This window comes from Burkholderia sp. SCN-KJ, assembly GCF_024656005.1.
In the GTDB taxonomy this organism is placed as follows: Bacteria; Pseudomonadota; Gammaproteobacteria; order Burkholderiales; family Burkholderiaceae; genus Burkholderia.
In genome coordinates, this window is record NZ_JANKOG010000022.1 from 25450 (window position 1) to 45621 (window position 20172).

The window sequence follows — 20172 nt, forward strand, 5'->3', positions numbered from 1 at the left end:
GGAATAACGCATGAAGATTGCAGTGCTGCCCGGCGACGGCATCGGTCCGGAAATCGTCAACGAAGCGGTCAAGGTGCTGAACGCCCTCGACGAGAAGTTCGAGCTCGAGCAGGCGCCGGTCGGCGGCGCGGGCTACGAGGCGAGCGGTCATCCGCTGCCGGACGCGACGCTGAAACTCGCGAAGGAAGCGGACGCGATCCTGTTCGGCTCGGTCGGCGACTGGAAGTACGATTCGCTCGAGCGCGCGCTGCGCCCCGAGCAGGCAATCCTCGGGCTGCGCAAGCATCTCGAGCTGTTCGCGAACTTCCGCCCCGCGATCTGCTATCCGCAGCTCGTCGATGCGTCGCCGCTGAAACCGGAACTGGTCGCGGGCCTCGACATCCTGATCGTGCGCGAACTGAACGGCGACATCTACTTCGGCCAGCCGCGCGGCGTGCGCGCGGCACCGGACGGCCCGTTCGCCGGCGCGCGCGAAGGCTTCGACACGATGCGCTACTCGGAACCGGAAGTGCGCCGCATCGCGCACGTCGCATTCCAGGCCGCGCAAAAGCGCGCGAAGAAGCTGCTGTCGGTCGACAAGTCGAACGTGCTGGAGACGTCGCAGTTCTGGCGCGACATCATGATCGACGTGTCGAAGGAATACGCGGACGTCGAGCTGTCGCACATGTACGTCGACAACGCGGCGATGCAGCTCGCGAAGGCGCCGAAGCAGTTCGACGTGATCGTGACCGGCAACATGTTCGGCGACATCCTGTCGGATGAAGCGTCGATGCTGACGGGCTCGATCGGCATGCTGCCGTCGGCGTCGCTCGACAAGAACAACAAGGGTCTGTACGAGCCGTCGCACGGTTCGGCGCCGGACATCGCGGGCAAGGGCATCGCGAACCCGCTGGCGACGATCCTGTCGGCCGCGATGCTGCTGCGCTATTCGCTGAATCGCGCGGAGCAGGCCGATCGCATCGAGCGCGCGGTGAAAACGGTGCTCGAACAAGGCTATCGCACCGGCGACATCGCGACGTCGGGCTGCCAGCAGGTCGGCACGGCGGCGATGGGTGACGCGGTGGTCGCCGCGCTGTAAGCGCGCAGCAAGGCAACAGGCAGTCAAGATGGAAAAGGGCGCGAACGGGCCGCGAAATCGGCCGGTTCGCGCGCGGTTGGCCGTTGTGCGGGCAACCGGCTTTGTGTAGACTCGAACGATGGCGCTGATTTCCCTGATCTCCCCGGTCCTGAAACTCCACGGCAACACTGCCCGTGTGGGTACGCGCGCCATCGTCATCACGAAAACCATTACCACGAAAACGATCATTAAACGCTGATCGCCGTCGTGCCCGCCTGTTTCCCCGCGCGGTCACGCGGGGACGGAAATGGCGGGGAAGCTCCATTCAAGCAAAGGGTTAGTCATGAACGTAGGTCTCGTAGGTTGGCGCGGCATGGTCGGCAGCGTGCTGATGCAGCGCATGCAGGAAGAAGGTGATTTCGACCTGATCGAACCGGTGTTTTTCAGCACCAGCAACACGGGCGGCAAGGCGCCGTCGTTCGCGAAAAACGAGACCACGCTCAAGGACGCGACCAACGTCGACGAGCTGAAGAAGTGCGACGTGATCATCACGTGCCAGGGCGGCGACTACACGAACGACGTGTTCCCGAAGCTGCGCGCGGCCGGCTGGAACGGCTACTGGATCGATGCGGCCTCGTCGCTGCGGATGAACGACGACGCGGTCATCATCCTCGATCCGGTCAACCTCGACGTGATCAAGGACGCGCTCGTCAAGGGCACGAAGAACTTCGTCGGCGGCAACTGCACGGTCAGCCTGATGCTGATGGCGCTCGGCGGCCTGTTCCGCGAGAACCTCGTCGACTGGATGACGGCGATGACCTACCAGGCCGCATCGGGCGCGGGCGCGCAGAACATGCGTGAACTGCTGTCGCAGATGGGCACGCTGCACGGTTCGGTGCAGGAACAACTCGCCGATCCGGCTTCCGCGATTCTCGACATCGACCGCCGCGTGCTCGCGACGATGAACAGCGACGCGATGCCGACGAGCCACTTCGGCGTGCCGCTCGCCGGCTCGCTGATTCCGTGGATCGACAAGGATCTCGGCAACGGGATGTCCAAGGAAGAGTGGAAGGGCGGCGCGGAAACCAACAAGATCCTCGGCAAGCCGGCCATGGGCGAGCCGGGCTCGATCCCGGTCGACGGCCTGTGCGTGCGGATCGGCGCGATGCGCTGCCACTCGCAGGCGCTGACGATCAAGCTGAAGAAGGATGTCCCGCTCGACGAAATCAACGGCATCCTCGCGTCGGCGAACGACTGGGTGAAGGTCGTGCCGAACGAGCGCGAAGCGTCGATGCGCGACCTGTCGCCGGCGAAGATCACCGGCACGCTGACGGTGCCGGTCGGTCGCCTGCGCAAGCTCGCGATGGGCGGCGAATACCTGTCGGCGTTCACGGTCGGCGACCAGCTGCTGTGGGGCGCGGCCGAGCCGCTGCGCCGCATGCTGCGCATCCTGCTCGACAAGTAAGTCGGGCCGCGCCGCGCAGTGCGCGCGTGACGCGAAACGCCTGCCAGCCCTTTGCGGGGCGGCAGGCGTTTTTTTTGTCCGGCGTCAGGTCTTGTGCGGACCCCCACTGCGCGAAAGTACCGAACCGCTCGCGCGGCCGGGGCTTTTCCTGCATTGCCATCCGTTGGCACGAGGAATCGATGCGACGCGAAGTACAAGGAGGGGCCGAATTCGTTCCGGAACCCGATACCGTCGTCCGGTTTTTCATCGATTGATGATCCTCTTTTGACAAAACCGGCGCGTGCGATTCAGTGCCCGGATCGGCGATGCCTTCGCGCGATTCGCACACCGACGGCCCGATGCGATCGGCCGCGGGGTTACGGCTCGGGCGCGGACGGCCGCATCCGCAGGCGACGAATTCGGCCGGAACGCGATCGTGTGAAGTAAACTATGCGGCTACGACGCGCAGAGCCGCCCAAAGCGTCGCGTTCTGCGCGACGCTTTTGCATTTCTGCGGCGACTTTATTGACGCTTTCCTACGCGAATCCGAGCCGCGCCCGCGCGCGGCGATAGAGCCTACGATGTCCCGAATTTCCTTGTTTCCGCGTCAGTCCCGTCTGGCGTGCGCCGTGCGTGGCGCGCTGGCGATCCTGGCGCTCGGCGCGGCCGCTTCGGCCTGGGCGGCCGGGGCCGGCGAGCTGCCGGCGTCCGCCGCCGGCGGTGCCGCGCCGCTCAACGTGACGGTCCAGCCGGGCCAGTCGTTGAACGACCTCGCGAAAGCCGCGACGCAATCGCACGATCCGGGCGTGCTCGCGCGCGCCGGCCGCGCGCTGTTCGACGCCAATCCGCAGGCGTTCATGAAGCACGACCCGAGCCGCCTGAAAGTCGGCGCGACGCTGACGGTGCCGGCGCTCGATGCGACCGGCGCGGCGCTCGTGCCGGCTGCTGCGTCGGGGGCGTCGGCTGCGTCCGCGCCGGTTGCCGCGTCGGGCACGGCGGCGGTCACGCAGCATGGCGCGTCCGCGCCGCATCCGGGGGCGGCCGTGCAAACCGCGCCGGCCGTATCGGCCGCGCATACGGCGCCGGTCAGCGGGGCGAGCGTCACGGTCGCAGCCGGGGTAGCGGCAGGCGCGTCGGCTTCGAGCGGCGCGTCCGCCGCGCACGGCGCGTCGACGGTCGAATCCGTCCAGTCGCCCGCGGCTGCGGCCGGCGCAAGCGGGCCGCACGTGTGGAACGGCGCGATCCAGTCCGCACCGTCGTCCGCCAGCGAGGCCGCGACGCAGGCCGGACCGGGCGGTGCGGCTCAAGGGATGCACGAACCGTCCGCGACAGCGCCCGTCGCGGGTGCGTCGCAGCCGCGGCCGTCGAGCCTGCAGCAATTGCTCGCGCTGAAGAACCGCGTGCTGATGGAACTGCAGAAGCACGGGATCGGGAAGCCGGCCGCGACGAACAATGTTGCACCGGCGCCGGCGCCCGCTGCGCCGCGTCCCGCTGCGAACGGCACGAACGGCACGAACGGCACGAACGGCGCGAACGGCGCGAACGGCGCGAACGGCGCGAACGGCGCGAACGGCGCGAACGGCGCGAACGGCGCGAGTGATGCGGCGGCGTCAGCTGCCGCGTCGTCGTCGGCTGCGAGCGAAGCGGCGTCCGGCGTGGCCGCGAGTGCGGTGCAGCCGGCATCGGCGCCCGTGCAGCCGGCCGTGCCGGCGGCGACCGCTGTGCCTGCACGCGGTTCGGAACAGATCGACTGGCGTCCGGCCGTAGCGGCCGGCGCCGCCGTGGTCGTGCTGGCGGCCGGTTTTGCGTGGCGCAAGCGCCGGAAAGCGCGGCCGACCGACGAAACCGCACCGGCATCCGGCGGGACGGCTGTTGCCGACGACGAGGCATCGTCGTCGCCTGTCGCGTCCACCGAGCCAGTGCCGCCGGTTCTCCCCGAGACGCCGTTGGCCCGCGACGCGGCCGCCGATGTGGGTCTGGTCACGGCCGCCGCCGCAGCGGCGGAGACGTTCGAGACGCACGAACCCGAAATCCCGTCGCCGTCGGAAACGGCGCAGCCGCACGACGTTCGGGCGGAAGCATCGTCCGCGCATGTCGCACCCGAGCGCGACGCAACGCCGGCCCCGCACGACGAGAAGCCTGTCGCGGAACCGGCCGCGGACGAGCCGCTCGTCACGCCCGCCGCACCCGCGACGAACGACGCGCAGCACGCAGCGCTGATGCAGAACGCGATTAGCGCGCTCAACAGCCTCGACATGCCGCTGCCGCCGCGTACGGCCGATGAGCCGCCCGCACGCGAAGGGCAAGCCGAAGGCGAGCGAATCGCAACTAACGGTCAATCCGCCGCGCACCCGCCGGTCGGCGCGACCGATCCGTCCCCGGAACATCCGGCCGACCACGACGACGAGTTCGACTGGGATCCGGACGCGGCAACGCCAGCGCCTCACACGGGCGGTGCCGCCGCGCCGTCGTCGCTGCCGCCGCTCGGCGTCGCGCAGTTCGGCGCGCTGAAGCTGGATTTCGATCTCGACCTGCCGTCCGCGCCGGGTGCCGTGCTGCCCGCGCTGACGCCGGAAGAACTCGCCCGCATCGCCCGCAACAAGCTGGATCTCGCGTCGGAGTACGTGCAACTGGGCGACCTGTCCGGCGCTCGCTCGCTGCTGCAGGAAGTGGTCGACGCGAACGACGCCGCGACGCGCGACGATGCGCGTGCGCTGCTCGCGAAACTGGCGGACGAGGCGTGATGCGGATCGCGCTCGGGATTCAGTACGACGGCGCCGCGTTCTGCGGCTGGCAGGCGCAGCCGCACGGCAAGACCGTGCAGGATGCGCTCGAGCGCGCACTCGGCGCATTCGCGTGCGTGCCGCTGCACACGACGGTTGCGGGGCGGACCGACACGGGCGTGCACGGGCTCGGACAGGTCGTGCATTTCGATACGGCGCTCGATCGCGCGGATTTCTCGTGGGTGCGCGGCACCAACGCCTTTCTGCCGCCGACCGTGTCCGTGCAGTGGGCGAAGCCGATGCCGGACGCGTTCCACGCGCGCTTCTCGGCGTTCGAACGCACGTACTACTATGCGCTGTACGTGCATCCGGTGCGCTCGCCGATGCTGGCCGGCCGCGCGGGCTGGATCCACACGCCGCTCGACGACGACGCGATGCGCGCGGCCGCCGCGCATCTGATCGGCGAGCACGACTTCTCGTCGTTCCGGTCGTCGGAATGCCAGTCGAAGACGCCGGTCAAGCACCTGTACCAGATCGACGTGCGGCGCGCGGGCCACTTCATTCATTTCCGCTTCCGCGCGAACGCGTTCCTGCACCACATGGTGCGCAACCTGATGGGCTGCCTCGTGGCAGTGGGGCGCGGCCGCTATCCGGCCGACTGGCTTGCCGACGTGCTGGCCGGGCGCGATCGCAATCTCGCGGCGCCCACGTTCATGGCCGACGGGCTGTACCTCGCCCATGTCGGCTACCCGGCGGAATTCGCCGTCCCGCCCGCGCAGCTCGGCAGCGTGCCGTGGAGCAGCGTCTGGGCCGACCTGGACCCACAACCATGACGGATCACGCCGTGTCTTCTTCGACCTCCGCCGCGGCCGGCCTCGCGCCGCGCACGCGCATCAAGCTGTGCGGCCTGTCGCGCCCCGAGGACGTGCTGCATGCCGCCGCGCTCGGCGCCGACGCGATCGGCCTCGTGTTCTATCCGAAGAGCCCGCGCGCGGTGTCGATCGCGCAGGCGGCCGAACTCGCGAGCCTCGCACCGCCGTTCGTGTCGGTGGTCGGGCTGTTCGTGAACGCGACCGAAGCCGAGATCGAGGCGGTCGTGCGCGACGTGCCGCTCACGATGCTGCAATTGCACGGCGACGAGACGCCCGAGCAGTGCGACGCCCTCGGCCGCGCGGCGCGCTTGCCGTGGTTGCGCGCGGTGCGCGTCGGCCCCTCGACGCAGCCGGCCGATTTGGTAGAATCGGCTCTTCATTATTCGAAAGCGCGCGGCCTCCTGTTCGACACCCTGGTGCCGGATTACGGCGGTAGCGGCAAGGTCTTCGATTGGTCACTTATTCCCGCAGAGCTCGCGCATCGGGCCGTTTTGAGTGGTGGCTTGAACGCGCAAAACGTCGGTGATGCGATCCGCCAGTTGCGTCCGTTTGCTGTCGATGTCTCGAGTGGCATCGAAGTGGAGGGCGCGAAGGGCGTGAAGGATCATGCCCGAATGGCGGCGTTCGTACGCGCGGTGCGCGCAGCGGACGCCGGGTGATGCAAGCCGGTGCGGCCCCGACGAGCGGGGCGCACCGACCGATCGAGAGTGACACCATGTACAACCTTCCTGATGATCGGGGCCACTTCGGCCCGTATGGCGGCGTGTTCGTCGCCGAAACGCTGATTCACGCGCTGGACGAACTGCGCACGGCGTATGAAAAATTCCGCAATGACCCCGATTTCGTCGCCGAATACGAGCGCGAACTGAAGTACTTCGTCGGCCGTCCGTCGCCGATCTATCACGCGCAGCGCTGGAGCGAGACGCTCGGCGGCGCGCAGATCTACCTGAAGCGCGAGGACCTGAACCACACCGGCGCGCACAAGATCAACAACGTGATCGGCCAGGCGCTGCTCGCGAAGCGGATGGGCAAGAAGCGCGTGATCGCCGAGACCGGCGCCGGCCAGCACGGCGTCGCGACGGCAACGATCTGCGCGCGCTTCGGCATGGAGTGCATCGTCTACATGGGCGCCGAGGACGTGCGCCGCCAGGCCGCGAACGTCTACCGGATGAAGCTGCTCGGTGCGACGGTCGTGCCGGTCGAATCGGGTTCGCGCACGCTGAAGGACGCGCTGAACGAAGCGATGCGCGACTGGGTCACGAACATCGAAAGCACGTTCTACATCATCGGCACGGTCGCGGGCCCGCACCCGTATCCGGCGATGGTGCGCGACTTCCAGCGCGTGATCGGCGACGAGTGCAAGGTGCAGATGCCGGAACTCGCCGGTCGGCAGCCGGACGCGGTGATTGCGTGCGTCGGCGGCGGCTCGAACGCGATGGGCATCTTCTACCCGTACATCGACGATGCTTCCGTGCAGCTGATCGGCGTCGAAGCGGCCGGCGACGGCCTCGACACCGGCCGTCACGCGGCGTCGCTGATCGCCGGCAGCCCCGGCGTGCTGCACGGCAACCGCACGTACCTGCTGCAGGACGACAACGGCCAGATCATCGAGACGCATTCGGTGTCGGCCGGCCTCGACTATCCGGGCGTCGGCCCCGAGCACGCATGGCTGAAGGACAGCGGCCGCGCGCAGTACGTGCCGATCACCGACGACGAGGCGCTGAAGGCGTTCCACGACTGCTGCCGGATCGAGGGGATCATCCCCGCGCTCGAGTCGAGCCACGCGATCGCGTACGGCGTGAAGCTCGCGCCGACGTTGCCGAAGGACAAGATCCTGCTCGTCAACCTGTCGGGCCGCGGCGACAAGGACATGCACACGGTCGCCGAGCGATCGGGCATCGCGCTCTGACCCCGACCGATGCGTGACCTGATCGAACAACCGGGCGGCGGCGCCGCGAGCGAAGCGGAGGCGGTGCAGCCTGCCGTCGCCGTGCCGCGCGCACGGCCGTCCGGGATCGAGCTGCACAACCGCGATTTTCTGACCGAAGCCGCGCGCCTGCCGGATGCGTCGATCGACTTGATCGTCGCCGATCCGCCGTACGGGCTCGGCAAGGACTACGGCAACGACTCGGACAAGCGTTCGGGCGACGATTTCCTCGCGTGGACGCGCGAGTGGCTCGAGCTCGCGATTCCGAAGCTCAAGCCGAGCGGGTCGATGTACATCTTCTGCACGTGGCAGTACGCGCCGGAAATCTTCAGTTTCCTGAAGACGAAGCTCACGATGGTCAACGAGATCATCTGGGACCGGCGCGTGCCGAGCATGGGCGGCACGACGCGCCGTTTCACGTCGGTGCACGACAACATCGGCTTTTTCGCGGTTTCCAAGGCGTATTACTTCGATCTCGATCCGGTCCGCATCCCGTACGACGCCGACACGAAGAAGGCCCGCTCGCGCAAGCTGTTCGAAGGCAGCAAGTGGCTGGAGATGGGCTACAACCCGAAGGACGTCTGGTCGGTCTCGCGCCTGCATCGGCAGCACGCGGAGCGCGTCGATCATCCGACCCAGAAGCCGCTGGAAATCATCGAGCGGATGGTGCTCGCAAGCTGCCCGCCGGGCGGCCGCGTGCTCGATCCGTTCATGGGCAGCGGCACGACCGCGGTGGCCTGCGCACGGCAGGGGCGCGACTTCGTCGGCTACGAGATCAACGAAAGTTATTGCGCGATCGCGCACGAGCGCGTGAGCGCGCTCGCCGCGCCGGCGTGCGCGTGAGTCGCGCCGCCGAGTCGCCGATCGCATCAAGGAAAATTGCCATGTCCTCCCGTATCCAGCAGACCTTCGCCGCACTCGCCGAACAAGGCCGCAAGGGCCTGATCCCGTTCATCACGGCCGGCGACCCCGATCCCGCGAAGACCGTCGAATTCATGCACGCGCTCGCCGAAGGCGGCGCCGACGTGATCGAGCTCGGCGTGCCGTTCTCGGACCCGATGGCCGACGGCCCCGTGATCCAGCGCTCGTCGGAACGCGCGCTCGCGCGCGGCGTCACGCTGAAGAGCGTGCTCGCCGACGTGAAGCGCTTCCGCGAGACCGACCCGAAAACCCCCGTCGTGCTGATGGGCTATGCGAACCCGATCGAGCGGATGGGCGTCGACGCGTTCGCGACCGAGGCGCAGGCGGCCGGCGTCGACGGCGTGCTCGTCGTCGACTATCCGCCCGAGGAAGCGGGCGTGTTCGCCGAGAAAATGCGTGCCGCGCAGATCGATCCGATCTTCCTGCTCGCGCCGACGTCGACCGACGAACGCATCGCCGACGTGGGCAAGATCGCGAGCGGCTACGTGTATTACGTGTCGCTCAAGGGCGTGACCGGCGCCGGAAATCTGGATGTTTCGAGCATTGCGGGTAAAATCCCGGCCATCAAGTCGCGCGTGCCGGTTCCGGTGGGCGTCGGCTTCGGCATCCGCGACGCCGAAACGGCGCGCGCGGTGGCCGAAGTGTCGGACGCCGTCGTGATCGGCAGCCGCCTGGTGCAGTTGCTCGAGAGCGCCGCGCCGGAGGGCGCCGCCGCCGCGCTGAAGACTTTCATTGCCGAGCTGCGCGCCGCCCTGGACGGCGCCGGCAACACGGCGCGATAAACACAACACAGGAAGCGGGAACGGGCCGGTCGGCCCGTCCCGCCACGGAACAGGAAACCATACGATGAGCTGGCTCGACAAACTGTTGCCGCCGAAGATCAAGCAGACCGACCCGAAAAGCCGCAAGGGCATTCCGGAAGGCCTGTGGGTCAAGTGCCCGTCCTGCGAGGCCGTGCTGTACCGCAACGACGTGGACGCGAACCTGCACGTATGCCCGAAGTGCGATCACCACATGCGCATCGGCGCGCGCGAGCGCCTCGACGGGCTGCTGGATCCGGAAGGCCGCTATGAAATCGGCCAGGAAATCGTGCCGGTCGACTCGCTGAAGTTCAAGGACAGCCGCAAGTACCCCGATCGTCTGAAGGAAGCGATGGACGAGACGGGCGAGACCGACGCGATGGTCGTGATGGGCGGTGCGATCCACACGCTGCCCGTCGTCGCGGCCTGCTTCGAGTTCTCGTTCATGGGCGGCTCGATGGGCTCGGTCGTCGGCGAGCGCTTCGCACGCGGCGCGCAGAATGCGCTGGAGCAGCAGGTGCCGTTCATCTGCTTTACCGCTTCGGGCGGCGCCCGGATGCAGGAAAGCCTGCTGTCGCTGATGCAGATGGCCAAGACCACCGCGATGCTGACCAAGCTGGCCGAAGCCAAGCTGCCGTTCATTTCGGTGCTGACCGACCCGACGATGGGCGGCGTGTCGGCGAGCTTCGCGTTCCTAGGCGACGTCGTGATCGCCGAGCCGAAGGCGCTGATCGGCTTCGCCGGCCCGCGCGTGATCGAGCAGACGGTTCGCGAAAAGCTGCCGGAAGGCTTCCAGCGCGCGGAATTCCTGCTGAAGACGGGCGCGATCGACATGATCGTCGATCGCCGCAAGATGCGCGACGAGATCGCGCAACTGCTCGCGCTGCTGCAGCGACAGCCGGCCGACGCGCTGGCCTGATTGGCGCGGCGTTGTGAACTGCGCGCGTCGCCCGGCTGAACCGCCGGGCGGCGCGTTTCGTTTTTTGGCGTAGTGGCGGTACCGATTCAGATTTGATCCGATGAGCACTTTTCCCACTCTCGACGCGTGGCTTTCGCATCTCGAACGCGCGCACCCGGTCGGCATCGACATGGGCCTCACCCGCATCGGGCAGGTCAAGGCGGCGCTGCAGCTCGAATTCGCGTGCCCCGTGATCACGGTCGGCGGCACGAACGGCAAGGGTTCGACCTGCGCGTTCCTCGAGGCGATCCTCGTTCACGCGGGCTACAAGGTCGGCTGCCACACGTCGCCGCACCTGCTCGAATTCGGCGAGCGGGCGCGCGTGAACGGCCAGCAGGTCAGCGACGCCGAGCTGCTGCCGCACTTCGAAGCCGTCGAAGCGGCGCGCACGTCGCTGCCGGAGCCGGTGTCGCTCACGTATTTCGAATTCACGACGCTCGCGATCCTGCACCTGTTCGCGTCGCGCGGGCTCGATGCGGTGATCCTCGAAGTCGGCCTCGGCGGCCGGCTCGATGCGGTCAACATCATCGATGCCGATTGCGCGATCGTCACGAGCATCGACATCGACCATACCGAATACCTCGGCGACACGCGCGAGAAGATCGCGTTCGAGAAGGCGGGGATCTTCCGCGCGGGCAAGCCGGCGATCTGCGGCGATCCCGCAGTGCCGAACACGCTCGTCGAGCATGCCGAAGCGATCGGCGCCGACCTGTGGCTGGTCGGCCGCGATTTCCGCTACGAAGCGCAGCCGGGCGCGGAGCGCCAGCAATGGAGCTACCTCGGCCGCGAGAAGCGCTATCCGGCGCTCGCTTACCCGGCGCTGCGCGGTGCGAACCAGCTGATCAATGCGTCGGCCGCGCTGGCCGCGCTCGAGGCGCTGCGCCCGCTGCTGCCGGTGTCCGCGCAGGACATCCGGCTCGGGCTCGCGAACGTCGAGCTGCCGGGGCGCTTCCAGGTGCTGCCCGGCAAGCCGGCGATCGTGCTGGACGTCGCGCACAACCCGCATGCGGCGGCCGTGCTCGAGCAGAATCTCGGCAACATGGGCTTCTTCCCGTACACGTACGCGGTGTTCGGCGCGATGCACGACAAGGACATCGACGGCGTGCTGCGGCACCTGAAGGGCGAGATCGACCACTGGTGCGTGACCGACCTGCCGCTGCCGCGCGCGGCGAGCGCGGAGCAGCTCGAAGCCGCGCTGCGCAAGGCCGGCGTGGAGGACGGGGCCGATTCGAGCGTGACGCGGTACGCGTCGCCCGCCGAAGCGTTTCGCGATGCACTAAAAAGAGCATCCGAGAATGATAGAATCGTGGTTTTCGGCAGTTTCCATACGGTGGCGGGTGTGATGGCCTACCGGAAATCGCAGCAACACTGACTGAAGGGCAGTTTCGGACTCAGCCATTCATGGGAATTTTCTCGTTCGGCAAGAAAGACGACGACGCGCCCCCGCGGCGCGGCGGTCGTACCGGGGCCTCCCGGAACGTGCGCACGGAGCGCACTGAACGCGTCGAGCGGCGCACGCGCCGCACCGAGCGTCCGGAATCGGACGCGCTGCTCCTCGATCCGACCCTTCCTGAAAAGCAACGCGCCCGCCGGCGCCTCGTCGGCGCGATCGCGCTCGTCGTCGCCGCGGTGATCGTGCTGCCGATGGTGCTCGATTCGCACCCGAAGCCGGTGACGGACGACATCGCGATCGACATTCCGAACCGGCCCGCGCATCAGGCGGTCGCGCCGCGTGACGACGACGCGTCCGACGTGCAGGCGGGCGTCGCGCACGACGAGCCGCCGGCCTCCGACGCCGCGGTGGCGGCCGCTCCGGCCCCCGCGGAGAAGGACATGGCCAAGCCGGCCGCGAAGCCCGAACCCTCGACGACCACGGCGAGCGTGACGCCGCCGAAGCCCGCTGCGAAGCCGGCCACGGCCGCGCCCGCACCCGCGGCGAAGCCGGCCGCGCCGAAGCCGGCGCCCGCGGCGGTCGCGAACGCCGACGCCGCGGCCGACAGCGGCGACGCTTCGTCGCCGGCCTCGCCGGCCGGTGCGCGCTTCGCGGTGCAGCTCGGCTCGTTCAAGGACGACGCAACGGCCCGTTCGTGGGCCACCAAGTTGAAATCGGCGGGCGTGCCCGCATATGTCGAGCATCGCAAGCAGGCGGACGGCAGCACGGCTAGCCAGCTGCGTGCCGGACCGTTTGCGGATCGCGCGGCGGCGTCCGCCGCGATCGCGAAGGTGCGCGAAGCCGGACTCACGCAGTAACGTGCGATGCTGACGGCTTTCGACTACGCTGTATTGGCGGTGATCGCGTTGTCTGCGCTGCGTGGCGCGTGGCGCGGTTTCGTCTCCGAGATTTTCGGGCTGATCGGCTGGATCGCGGCGATCGCGATCGCCGCCCGCTATGTCGGACTGGTCGTGCCGTATATCCCGGCGAACTGGCCGGGCGGCGCGCTGACACAGTGGGTGATCGCGTTCGCGCTGATCGTGATCGGCGTCGTGTTCGTCGCGGGTGTCGCGAACGCGCTGTTGTCGCGGATCGCGCAGGCGACGGGCCTCGGCGGGGTCGATCGCTCGCTGGGCATGATGTTCGGGCTCGTCCGCGGCTGCGTGCTGGTGGTGCTGCTGGTCGCGGCGGCCGGGCTGACCGAATTGCCCAAACAGGATTTCTGGCGCAATGCGCTATTGCGTCCTTTCGCCGAACAGGGCGTGCACGAGCTGAAGCAGCTCCTGCCCGACGGCATGGCCCAGTATGTACGCGTGTGACGACGCGGCCGGGCAGGACGGAACCGATTTTGTCATCTTGAAGGACATGCCATGTGCGGCATCGTAGGTGTTATCTCCCAAGCCCCCGTCAATCAGCTGATCTATGACAGCCTGCTGCTGCTGCAGCATCGCGGTCAGGACGCAGCGGGCATCGCGACGGCGGACGGCAGCAATTTCCACATGTACAAGGCGAACGGCATGGTGCGCGACGTGTTCCGCACGCGCAACATGCGCAGCCTGCCCGGCACCTTCGGCATCGGCCAGGTCCGCTATCCGACGGCCGGCTCGGCGTCGAGCGAAGCCGAGGCGCAGCCGTTCTACGTGAACGCGCCGTTCGGGATCATCCTCGCGCACAACGGCAACCTGACGAACTGGGAACAGCTGAAGGACGAGATGTTCCGGATCGACCGCCGGCACATCAACACCAATTCCGACAGCGAAGTGCTGCTCAACGTGTTCGCGCACGAGCTGCAGCTGTCGACGACGGGCCTCGAACTCGATCCGGCCGCGCTGTTCAAGGCGGTCGAGGGCGTGCATCGCCGCCTGCAGGGCTCGTACGCGATCGTGTCGCTGATCGCCGGCTACGGCCTGGTCGCGTTCCGCGATCCGTTCGGCATCCGCCCGCTCTGCATCGGCAAGCTCGAGACCGAACACGGCACCGAATGGATGGTCGCGTCGGAGTCGGTGGCGGTCGAAGGCATCGGCTTCGAATTCGTGCGCGACGTGCAGCCGGGCGAAGCGATCTTCATCGACAAGGCCGGCAACTTCCACAGCCAGCAGTGCGCGGAGAACCCGACGCTGAATCCGTGCATGTTCGAATACGTGTATCTCGCGCGTCCGGATTCGTGCCTCGACGGCGTGCCCGTCTACAACGTGCGCCTGCGCATGGGCGACTACCTCGCCGAGAAGATCAAGCGCGAGCTGCCGAACGTGCCGATCGACGTCGTGATGCCGATTCCCGATTCGTCGCGTCCGGCAGCGATGCAGGTCGCCGCGAAGCTCGGCGTCGAGTATCGCGAAGGCTTCTTCAAGAACCGCTACGTCGGCCGTACCTTCATCATGCCGGGCCAGGCCGTGCGCAAGAAGTCGGTGCGCCAGAAGCTCAATGCGATGAGCATCGAGTTCAAGGACAAGCATGTGCTGATCGTCGACGACTCGATCGTGCGCGGCACGACCTCGCACGAAATCGTGCAGATGGCGCGCGATGCGGGCGCGAAGTCGGTGATCTTCGCGTCGGCGGCGCCGCCCGTGAAGTTCCCGAACGTGTACGGCATCGACATGCCGACGCGCGGCGAGCTGGTTGCACACGGCCGCACCGACGAGGAAGTCGCGAAGATCATCGGTGCCGACCACCTGATCTATCAGGACGTCGACGACCTGCGCCGCGCGGTGCGCGACATCAACCCGAAGCTCGAGGGCTTCGAGGCGTCGTGCTTCGACGGCAACTACATCACCGGCGCCGTGACGCCCGAGTACCTCGATGCGATCGAGCGCGCCCGTCTCGCACCGGCGTCGCAGGCCGATCGCGACACGGCAGGCGACACCGCGCGTTCGCAGATGAACCTGCAGCTGTCGGTCGAGTGATGCCGGCGCACGCTTCGGATGAAGCGTGATAGGATGTGGCCTTGCGTCGATTTGATTCAGCTTGCGGACGCGGGGCGACTTCCCAAAACAGCTAAAGCGAAGGCCGGCGGCAGCCGGCCCGAGTCGATCGCTGTCGTACCGCACCGAAGCCCGCTGATGCCGACGCATAGCGGGCTTTTTGTTTTGGCCTGATTTTTGTGGCTGGGCGCGCGCCCGATGCACGACCCTCGGCGCGACCCCTCGAATACGGATAACGGAACATGGACGACTCCCTCAACTTCGACACGCTCGCCGTGCGCGCGGGCACGCTGCGCAGCAGCGACTTCAACGAGCACTCGGAAGCGCTGTTCCTCACGTCGAGCTTTTGCTTCACGAGCGCGGCCGAGGCAGCCGAGCGCTTCGCGAATTCGGAAGACTACTTCACCTATTCGCGCTTCACGAACCCGACCGTCACCATGTTCCAGGATCGTCTCGCCGCGCTCGAAGGCGGCGAGGCCTGCATCGCGACGGCGTCGGGCATGGCCGCGATCATGTCGGTCGTGATGTCCGCGCTGCAGGCGGGCGATCACCTCGTCAGCTCGCGCAGCCTGTTCGGCTCGACGCTCGGGATGTTCTCGCAGATCTTCAGCAAGTTCGGCATCACGACGACCTTCGTCGATCCGACCGACCTGAACGCATGGCAGGAAGCGGTGCGGCCCGAGACGAAGATGTTCTTCCTCGAAACGCCGTCGAACCCGCTGACCGAACTCGCCGACATCGAGGCGATCGGCAAGATCGCGAAGGCCGCGAACGCGCTGTTCGTCGTCGACAACTGTTTCTGCAGCCCGGTGCTGCAGCAGCCGCTGAAGCTCGGCGCGGACGTCGTGATGCACTCGGCGACGAAGTTCCTCGACGGCCAGGGCCGCGTGCTCGGCGGCGCGCTGGTCGGCTCGAAGGAATTCATCATGGGCAAGGTGTTCCCGTTCGTGCGCAGCGCGGGTCCGACGCTGTCGGCGTTCAACGCGTGGGTGCTGCTGAAGGGGATGGAGACGCTGTCGCTGCGCGTCGAGAAGCAGTCGGCGAACGCGCTGGAAATCGCACGCTGGCTCGATTCGCATCCTGCGGTCAAGCGCGTGTTCTATCCGGGGCTCGAATCGCATCCGCAGCACGAACTCGCAAAGCGTCAGCAGAAGGCGGGCGGCGCGATCGTATCGTTCGAGCTGAAGGGCGACACGCCGGAGCAGCAGCGCGCGAACGCGTGGCGCGTGATCGACAGCACGAAGCTGGTCTCGATCACCGGCAACCTCGGCGACACGCGCACGACGATCACGCATCCGGCGACGACGACGCACGCGCGCATCACGCCGGAAGCGCGTGCGGCCGCGGGGATCACCGAAGGGCTGATCCGCCTCGCGGTCGGCCTGGAAAACGCGGGCGACCTGCGCAACGATCTCGCGCGCGGCCTCGAGGGCTGAGCGGGCGGCGCCGGTTTCAGGGTCGGCATGACGACGGGCCGCTCGACATGAACTGCACCCCAAAAGTTGGACTAGATCCAATCTTTGGGGTGTTTTTCATGACGAAGTACGACGAGCGTTGCCGGAATCAGCCGGCCCGCGCGTCGCGCATCGCGTCCATCATCCAGCGCAAGGTTTCGTCGAGCGGCGTCACGGGCAGCTCGCCCACCGCGCGCCGCAGCTTGTCGCGCGACCCGCTCAGGCTTTTTACTTCGTTATGCCGAACGAAGCGCGGATCGATCGTCACGTCGATCACGTAGCCGGCGATTCGCGACAGCATCGCCAGCACTTCCTTCAGCGAATACGCGCGCTCCGAGCAGATGTTGAACGTCTCGCCGGCCGGCGCGGCTTCGAGCAGCTTCAGATAGGCGGCCGTCACGTCGCGCACGTCGGAGAAATCGCGGCTCACGTCGAGATTGCCGAGCGAGATGCGCGGCGCGTTGCGCGCATAGTGCGACACCAGCTTCGGCAGCAGATAGGCATCGTCCTGGCCGACGCCCGTGTAATTGAACGGCCGCGCGATCACGATCGGCAGGCGGTCGGCCCACAGCTTCGCCGCGTATTCCATCGCGAGCTTGCTGACCGCGTAGTCGTTCGCGGGCGCGGGCGCGACGCTTTCGTCGAGCACGCCGGCCGTCGAATTGCCGTAGATGTTCGCGCTGCTGGCGAGCAGCACCGCCGACGGGCGGCGGTCGAGGCCCGCGAGCGCGGCCAGCAGGTTGCGCGTGCCGACGATGTTGACCGCGTAGGTCTGCGACGGCTCGTCCTGCGCGACGTGCGCGCGCGCGGCGAGATGCACGACCGCATCGGGCCGCGCATCGGCGAGCGCCGCACGGGTCGCGTCCGCATCGAGCAGGTCGACCGGCAGCAGCGTGCAGTGGGCGAGCGCCGGATCGTCGGGCCGCGCCGCGCCGGGTGCCACGGTGCCCCACACGTCGTAGCCGGCCGCAGCGAGCCGCTGCGCCATGTAGCGGCCGGTGAAGCCCGCCAGGCCCGTGACGAACGCCCGGCGCGACGGGCGCCTGGCTTCAGTACGTGTCATGGTGCCGGTTCCGCGTCAGGTCCGCTTCGACCATCATCTGGCAGAGCTGTTCGAGCGTCGTCTCCGGCGCCCAGCCCAGCTTGGCTTTCGCCTTCTCGGCGGAGCCGATCAGCAGGTCGACTTCGGCAGGGCGGTAGAACTTCGGATTCACTTCGACGAGCACGTTGCCGTTCGACGCGTCGAGGCCGCGTTCCTGCTCGCCCTTGCCGGTCCATTCGATCTGGTAGCCGGCGGCCGCGAACGCCATCTGCACGAAGTCGCGCACGGTCTCGGTGCGGTTGGTCGCGAGCACGTAGGTGTCGGGCTCGTCGGCCTGCAGCATCCGCCACATCCCTTCGACGTATTCGAGCGCGAAGCCCCAGTCGCGCTTCGCGTCGAGGTTGCCGAGCTCGAGCCGGGTCGCCTTGCCGAGCTTGATCTTCGCGACGGTGTCGGTGATCTTGCGCGTGACGAACTCGCGGCCGCGCAGCGGCGATTCGTGGTTGAACAGGATGCCGCTGCAGCCGAACAGGTCATAGGACTCGCGGTAGTTCACGGTCATCCAGTGCGCGTACAGCTTCGCGACGCCATACGGGCTGCGCGGGTAGAACGCGGTCGTCTCCGTCTGCGGGATCGCTTGCACCTTGCCGAACATCTCGGACGTCGACGCCTGGTAGAAGCGCGTCTTCGGGCTCACCACGCGGATCGCCTCGAGCAGGTTCAGCGGGCCGACGCCCGTGACCTCGGCGGTCGTCGCCGGCTGGTCGAACGACACGCCGACGAAGCTCTGCGCGGCCAGGTTGTACAGCTCGTCGGGCTGCGTGCGTTCGAGCAGCCGCAGGCTGGAGCCGGCATCCGTCAGGTCGTGCTCGACGAGCGACAGGTTCGGGTGCGTGTCGACGCCGAGCTCGGCGATGCGCCAGAAGTTGACCGAGCTGGTGCGGCGGTAGGTGCCCGTGACTTCGTAGCCCTTGTCGAGCAGCAGCTTGGTCAGGTAGGCGCCGTCCTGCCCGGTGATCCCCGTGATGATGGCCTTCTTGCGAGTTTGGCTCATGGCAATGTCCTGGTCGAAACGATGGATTGAGAAATTCAGGCGGTCGTGCGCGCGGCGGCGGGTACCGTGCTGCGCGCGGGGCCGCGGGTCAGGCGCCGCTCGAAGCCGTACCAGCTCACGGTGGCGTACACGAGCGTGATGGCCAGCGCGAGCGCGGCCGTGACGAAGCGGTTCAGGTGCAGCGGCCACAGCGCGTACAGCACGCTCAGGTGAATCAGGTAGACGGTGTAGCTGACGGTGCCGACGTACACGAGCAGCGGGTTCGTCAGCACGCGCTGCACGAGGCCGCGTCCGCGCAGCGCGATCACGACGATCGACGTGCACAGCAGCAGCGAGATGCTGTAGAGCGCGGCGTTCGACAGCGGCGTGTTCGCGGCGCGGAAACGCGGGAACGACAGGTGCAGCCAGCCGAGGATCGCGAGCGACACGAGCGCGCCGACGATCGCGAGCGGATAGAACGGCTCCAGCGCGCGCCGGTCGCGGCGCAGCACGATCGCGAGCAGCGCGCCCGCGGCGAGCAGGTCCATCCGGAACGGCGTCAGGTAGTAGATCGGCCAGAACGAATCGAACCACGGTGTCGCGATCGCGCGCAGCACGGGCGCCGCGACGATCAGCGCGGCGGCGATCCAAAGCAGCGCGCGCTCCGAACACCACAGCACGACGAACGGCCAGAAGATGTAGAACTGCTCCTCGACGGCGAGCGACCACAGCACGTTCAGGCTGTCGTGGCCGATGCTGCCGAGCGACAGCCCGATGTTGGTCGAGAAGAACGCGAACCACGGCCAGTGCGGCAGCCAGCTCGCGCCGAACAGCAGCGTCGACACGACCAGCAGCAGCACATACGGCGGCAGGATCCGGCGCACCCGGCGCGCGTAGAAGTGGCTGAAGTACGACTGTCCGCGCGCCTTGCGCTCGAGCAGGATGCCGGTGATCAGCAGGCCGCTCAGCACGAAGAACAGGTCGACGCCCATCCACAGCGGCGCCTTCAGCGCGTGTTGCAGGAACACGGCGCCGACGGCGATCGCGCGCAGCCCGTCGAGCTGCACGATGCGGCCGTGTTGCGGCGGGGCGAGGTCGGCGGTGCGCGAGATGCCCGTCATCGCGCCGCTCCTTCGCGACGCGCGGCCGATGCCGCGGCGCGCCGCGCATCCGATGCGTGAACGTAATGCATGCGTTTAAAGGGAATATTGATTCGAAATCGATTCTAGGGAAAAGAAATCGGCAAAAAAACGCATGTCATTTATTCGGCTGAAAACATTCAAATGCCGGTCGTTTCAATCACGAGATGAAAGATTTGCAGGCCAGGGAGGCCGTCGGGCGGGCCGGAGCGGAATTTTCTACGGATCGCCGCGTGAAAGGCGGTCGTTATTTCCGTTTCGCCGGGGCTATTCCGGACGATTCCGGTTCAATATTTCAGGCGGAAACATCCCCAAATATTTCCAAATTTCTTGTGATTATTTTCGCTTGTAACCTGCATCGCGACGTTTGAAACCCATTTAGCGACAGGTCATCCGGGCAGGCAGCACGCCACGGCGCCGGTCGCTTTCGCATCGAGTCTGGAGAGCGC

General features: G+C 67.4%; 19 protein-coding genes. 16 read left to right on the plus strand and 3 right to left on the minus strand.

What is annotated here, in order from left to right; genetic code table 11:
- Positions 1-10: 10 nt before the first annotated feature.
- The 15 genes from leuB (at position 11) to NQV17_RS29020 (ending at position 16491) form a co-directional block, all read left to right on the plus strand.
- Entirely contained in the window at positions 11-1078 is a 1068-nt protein-coding gene (gene leuB / locus NQV17_RS28950) for a 3-isopropylmalate dehydrogenase (RefSeq protein ID WP_257774897.1), read from the plus strand.
- A gap of 118 nt (positions 1079-1196) precedes the next feature.
- The gene (locus NQV17_RS28955) at positions 1197-1316 is read left to right on the plus strand and encodes a 3-isopropylmalate dehydrogenase (RefSeq protein WP_124628490.1); all 120 of its coding nucleotides are present in this window, start codon (positions 1197-1199) and stop codon (positions 1314-1316) included.
- Between the two features lie 84 nt (positions 1317-1400).
- A complete protein-coding gene (gene asd, locus NQV17_RS28960; protein WP_057923940.1) occupies positions 1401-2522 on the plus strand; it encodes an aspartate-semialdehyde dehydrogenase in 1122 nt (373 codons plus the stop codon).
- 560 nt (positions 2523-3082) lie between these two features.
- The gene (locus NQV17_RS28965) at positions 3083-5245 is read left to right on the plus strand and encodes a FimV/HubP family polar landmark protein (protein ID WP_257774898.1); all 2163 of its coding nucleotides are present in this window, start codon (positions 3083-3085) and stop codon (positions 5243-5245) included.
- A complete protein-coding gene (gene truA / locus NQV17_RS28970) occupies positions 5245-6057 on the plus strand; it encodes a tRNA pseudouridine(38-40) synthase TruA (RefSeq protein ID WP_257774899.1) in 813 nt (270 codons plus the stop codon). Before NQV17_RS28965 ends, truA begins: the two co-directional genes overlap by 1 nt.
- The gene (locus NQV17_RS28975; RefSeq protein WP_257774967.1) at positions 6054-6755 is read left to right on the plus strand and encodes a phosphoribosylanthranilate isomerase; all 702 of its coding nucleotides are present in this window, start codon (positions 6054-6056) and stop codon (positions 6753-6755) included. The genes truA and NQV17_RS28975 overlap by 4 nt, the downstream gene beginning before the upstream one ends.
- Before the next feature lie 56 nt (positions 6756-6811).
- Positions 6812-8005 carry a tryptophan synthase subunit beta gene (gene trpB, locus NQV17_RS28980; protein WP_044843817.1) on the plus strand — a complete coding sequence of 398 codons (1194 nt, stop codon included), beginning with the start codon at positions 6812-6814 and terminating at the stop codon, positions 8003-8005.
- 9 nt (positions 8006-8014) lie between these two features.
- Entirely contained in the window at positions 8015-8866 is an 852-nt protein-coding gene (locus NQV17_RS28985) for a site-specific DNA-methyltransferase (protein WP_257774900.1), read from the plus strand.
- A 41-nt stretch (positions 8867-8907) separates the two neighbouring features.
- Entirely contained in the window at positions 8908-9726 is an 819-nt protein-coding gene (gene trpA, locus NQV17_RS28990; protein WP_014899950.1) for a tryptophan synthase subunit alpha, read from the plus strand.
- 64 nt (positions 9727-9790) lie between these two features.
- Complete coding sequence (gene accD, locus NQV17_RS28995; RefSeq protein ID WP_044843820.1) at positions 9791-10663, plus strand: acetyl-CoA carboxylase, carboxyltransferase subunit beta; 873 nt, start codon at positions 9791-9793, stop codon at positions 10661-10663.
- A gap of 100 nt (positions 10664-10763) precedes the next feature.
- A complete protein-coding gene (gene folC / locus NQV17_RS29000) occupies positions 10764-12074 on the plus strand; it encodes a bifunctional tetrahydrofolate synthase/dihydrofolate synthase (RefSeq protein ID WP_257774901.1) in 1311 nt (436 codons plus the stop codon).
- Between the two features lie 29 nt (positions 12075-12103).
- The gene (locus NQV17_RS29005) at positions 12104-12952 is read left to right on the plus strand and encodes an SPOR domain-containing protein (protein WP_257774902.1); all 849 of its coding nucleotides are present in this window, start codon (positions 12104-12106) and stop codon (positions 12950-12952) included.
- 6 nt (positions 12953-12958) lie between these two features.
- Positions 12959-13453, plus strand: a complete 495-nt coding sequence (locus tag NQV17_RS29010; RefSeq protein ID WP_044843823.1) for a CvpA family protein — start codon at positions 12959-12961, stop codon at positions 13451-13453.
- Between the two features lie 51 nt (positions 13454-13504).
- Positions 13505-15037, plus strand: a complete 1533-nt coding sequence (gene purF, locus NQV17_RS29015) for an amidophosphoribosyltransferase (protein WP_044843824.1) — start codon at positions 13505-13507, stop codon at positions 15035-15037.
- A gap of 260 nt (positions 15038-15297) precedes the next feature.
- Positions 15298-16491: an O-succinylhomoserine sulfhydrylase gene (locus NQV17_RS29020; RefSeq protein ID WP_044843825.1), complete on the plus strand. Its 1194-nt coding sequence runs from the start codon at positions 15298-15300 to the stop codon at positions 16489-16491.
- A gap of 127 nt (positions 16492-16618) precedes the next feature.
- Here the strand turns inward: NQV17_RS29020 and NQV17_RS29025 are convergent, their stop codons facing one another.
- The 3 genes from NQV17_RS29025 to NQV17_RS29035 are packed head-to-tail and all read right to left on the minus strand — an operon-like array spanning position 16619 to position 19705.
- Positions 16619-17572, minus strand: a complete 954-nt coding sequence (locus tag NQV17_RS29025; RefSeq protein WP_124521895.1) for an NAD-dependent epimerase/dehydratase family protein — start codon at positions 17570-17572, stop codon at positions 16619-16621.
- Positions 17559-18605 (minus strand): GDP-mannose 4,6-dehydratase, encoded by a 1047-nt coding sequence (gmd, locus tag NQV17_RS29030; protein WP_257774903.1) that lies wholly within the window; start codon positions 18603-18605, stop codon positions 17559-17561. Before gmd ends, NQV17_RS29025 begins: the two co-directional genes overlap by 14 nt.
- A 35-nt stretch (positions 18606-18640) precedes the next feature.
- Positions 18641-19705: an acyltransferase gene (locus NQV17_RS29035; RefSeq protein WP_257774904.1), complete on the minus strand. Its 1065-nt coding sequence runs from the start codon at positions 19703-19705 to the stop codon at positions 18641-18643.
- 185 nt (positions 19706-19890) lie between these two features.
- Here NQV17_RS29035 and NQV17_RS29040 point away from each other — a divergent pair, with 185 nt between their 5' ends.
- Positions 19891-20094 (plus strand): hypothetical protein, encoded by a 204-nt coding sequence (locus tag NQV17_RS29040; RefSeq protein ID WP_257774905.1) that lies wholly within the window; start codon positions 19891-19893, stop codon positions 20092-20094.
- Positions 20095-20172: the final 78 nt, after the last annotated feature.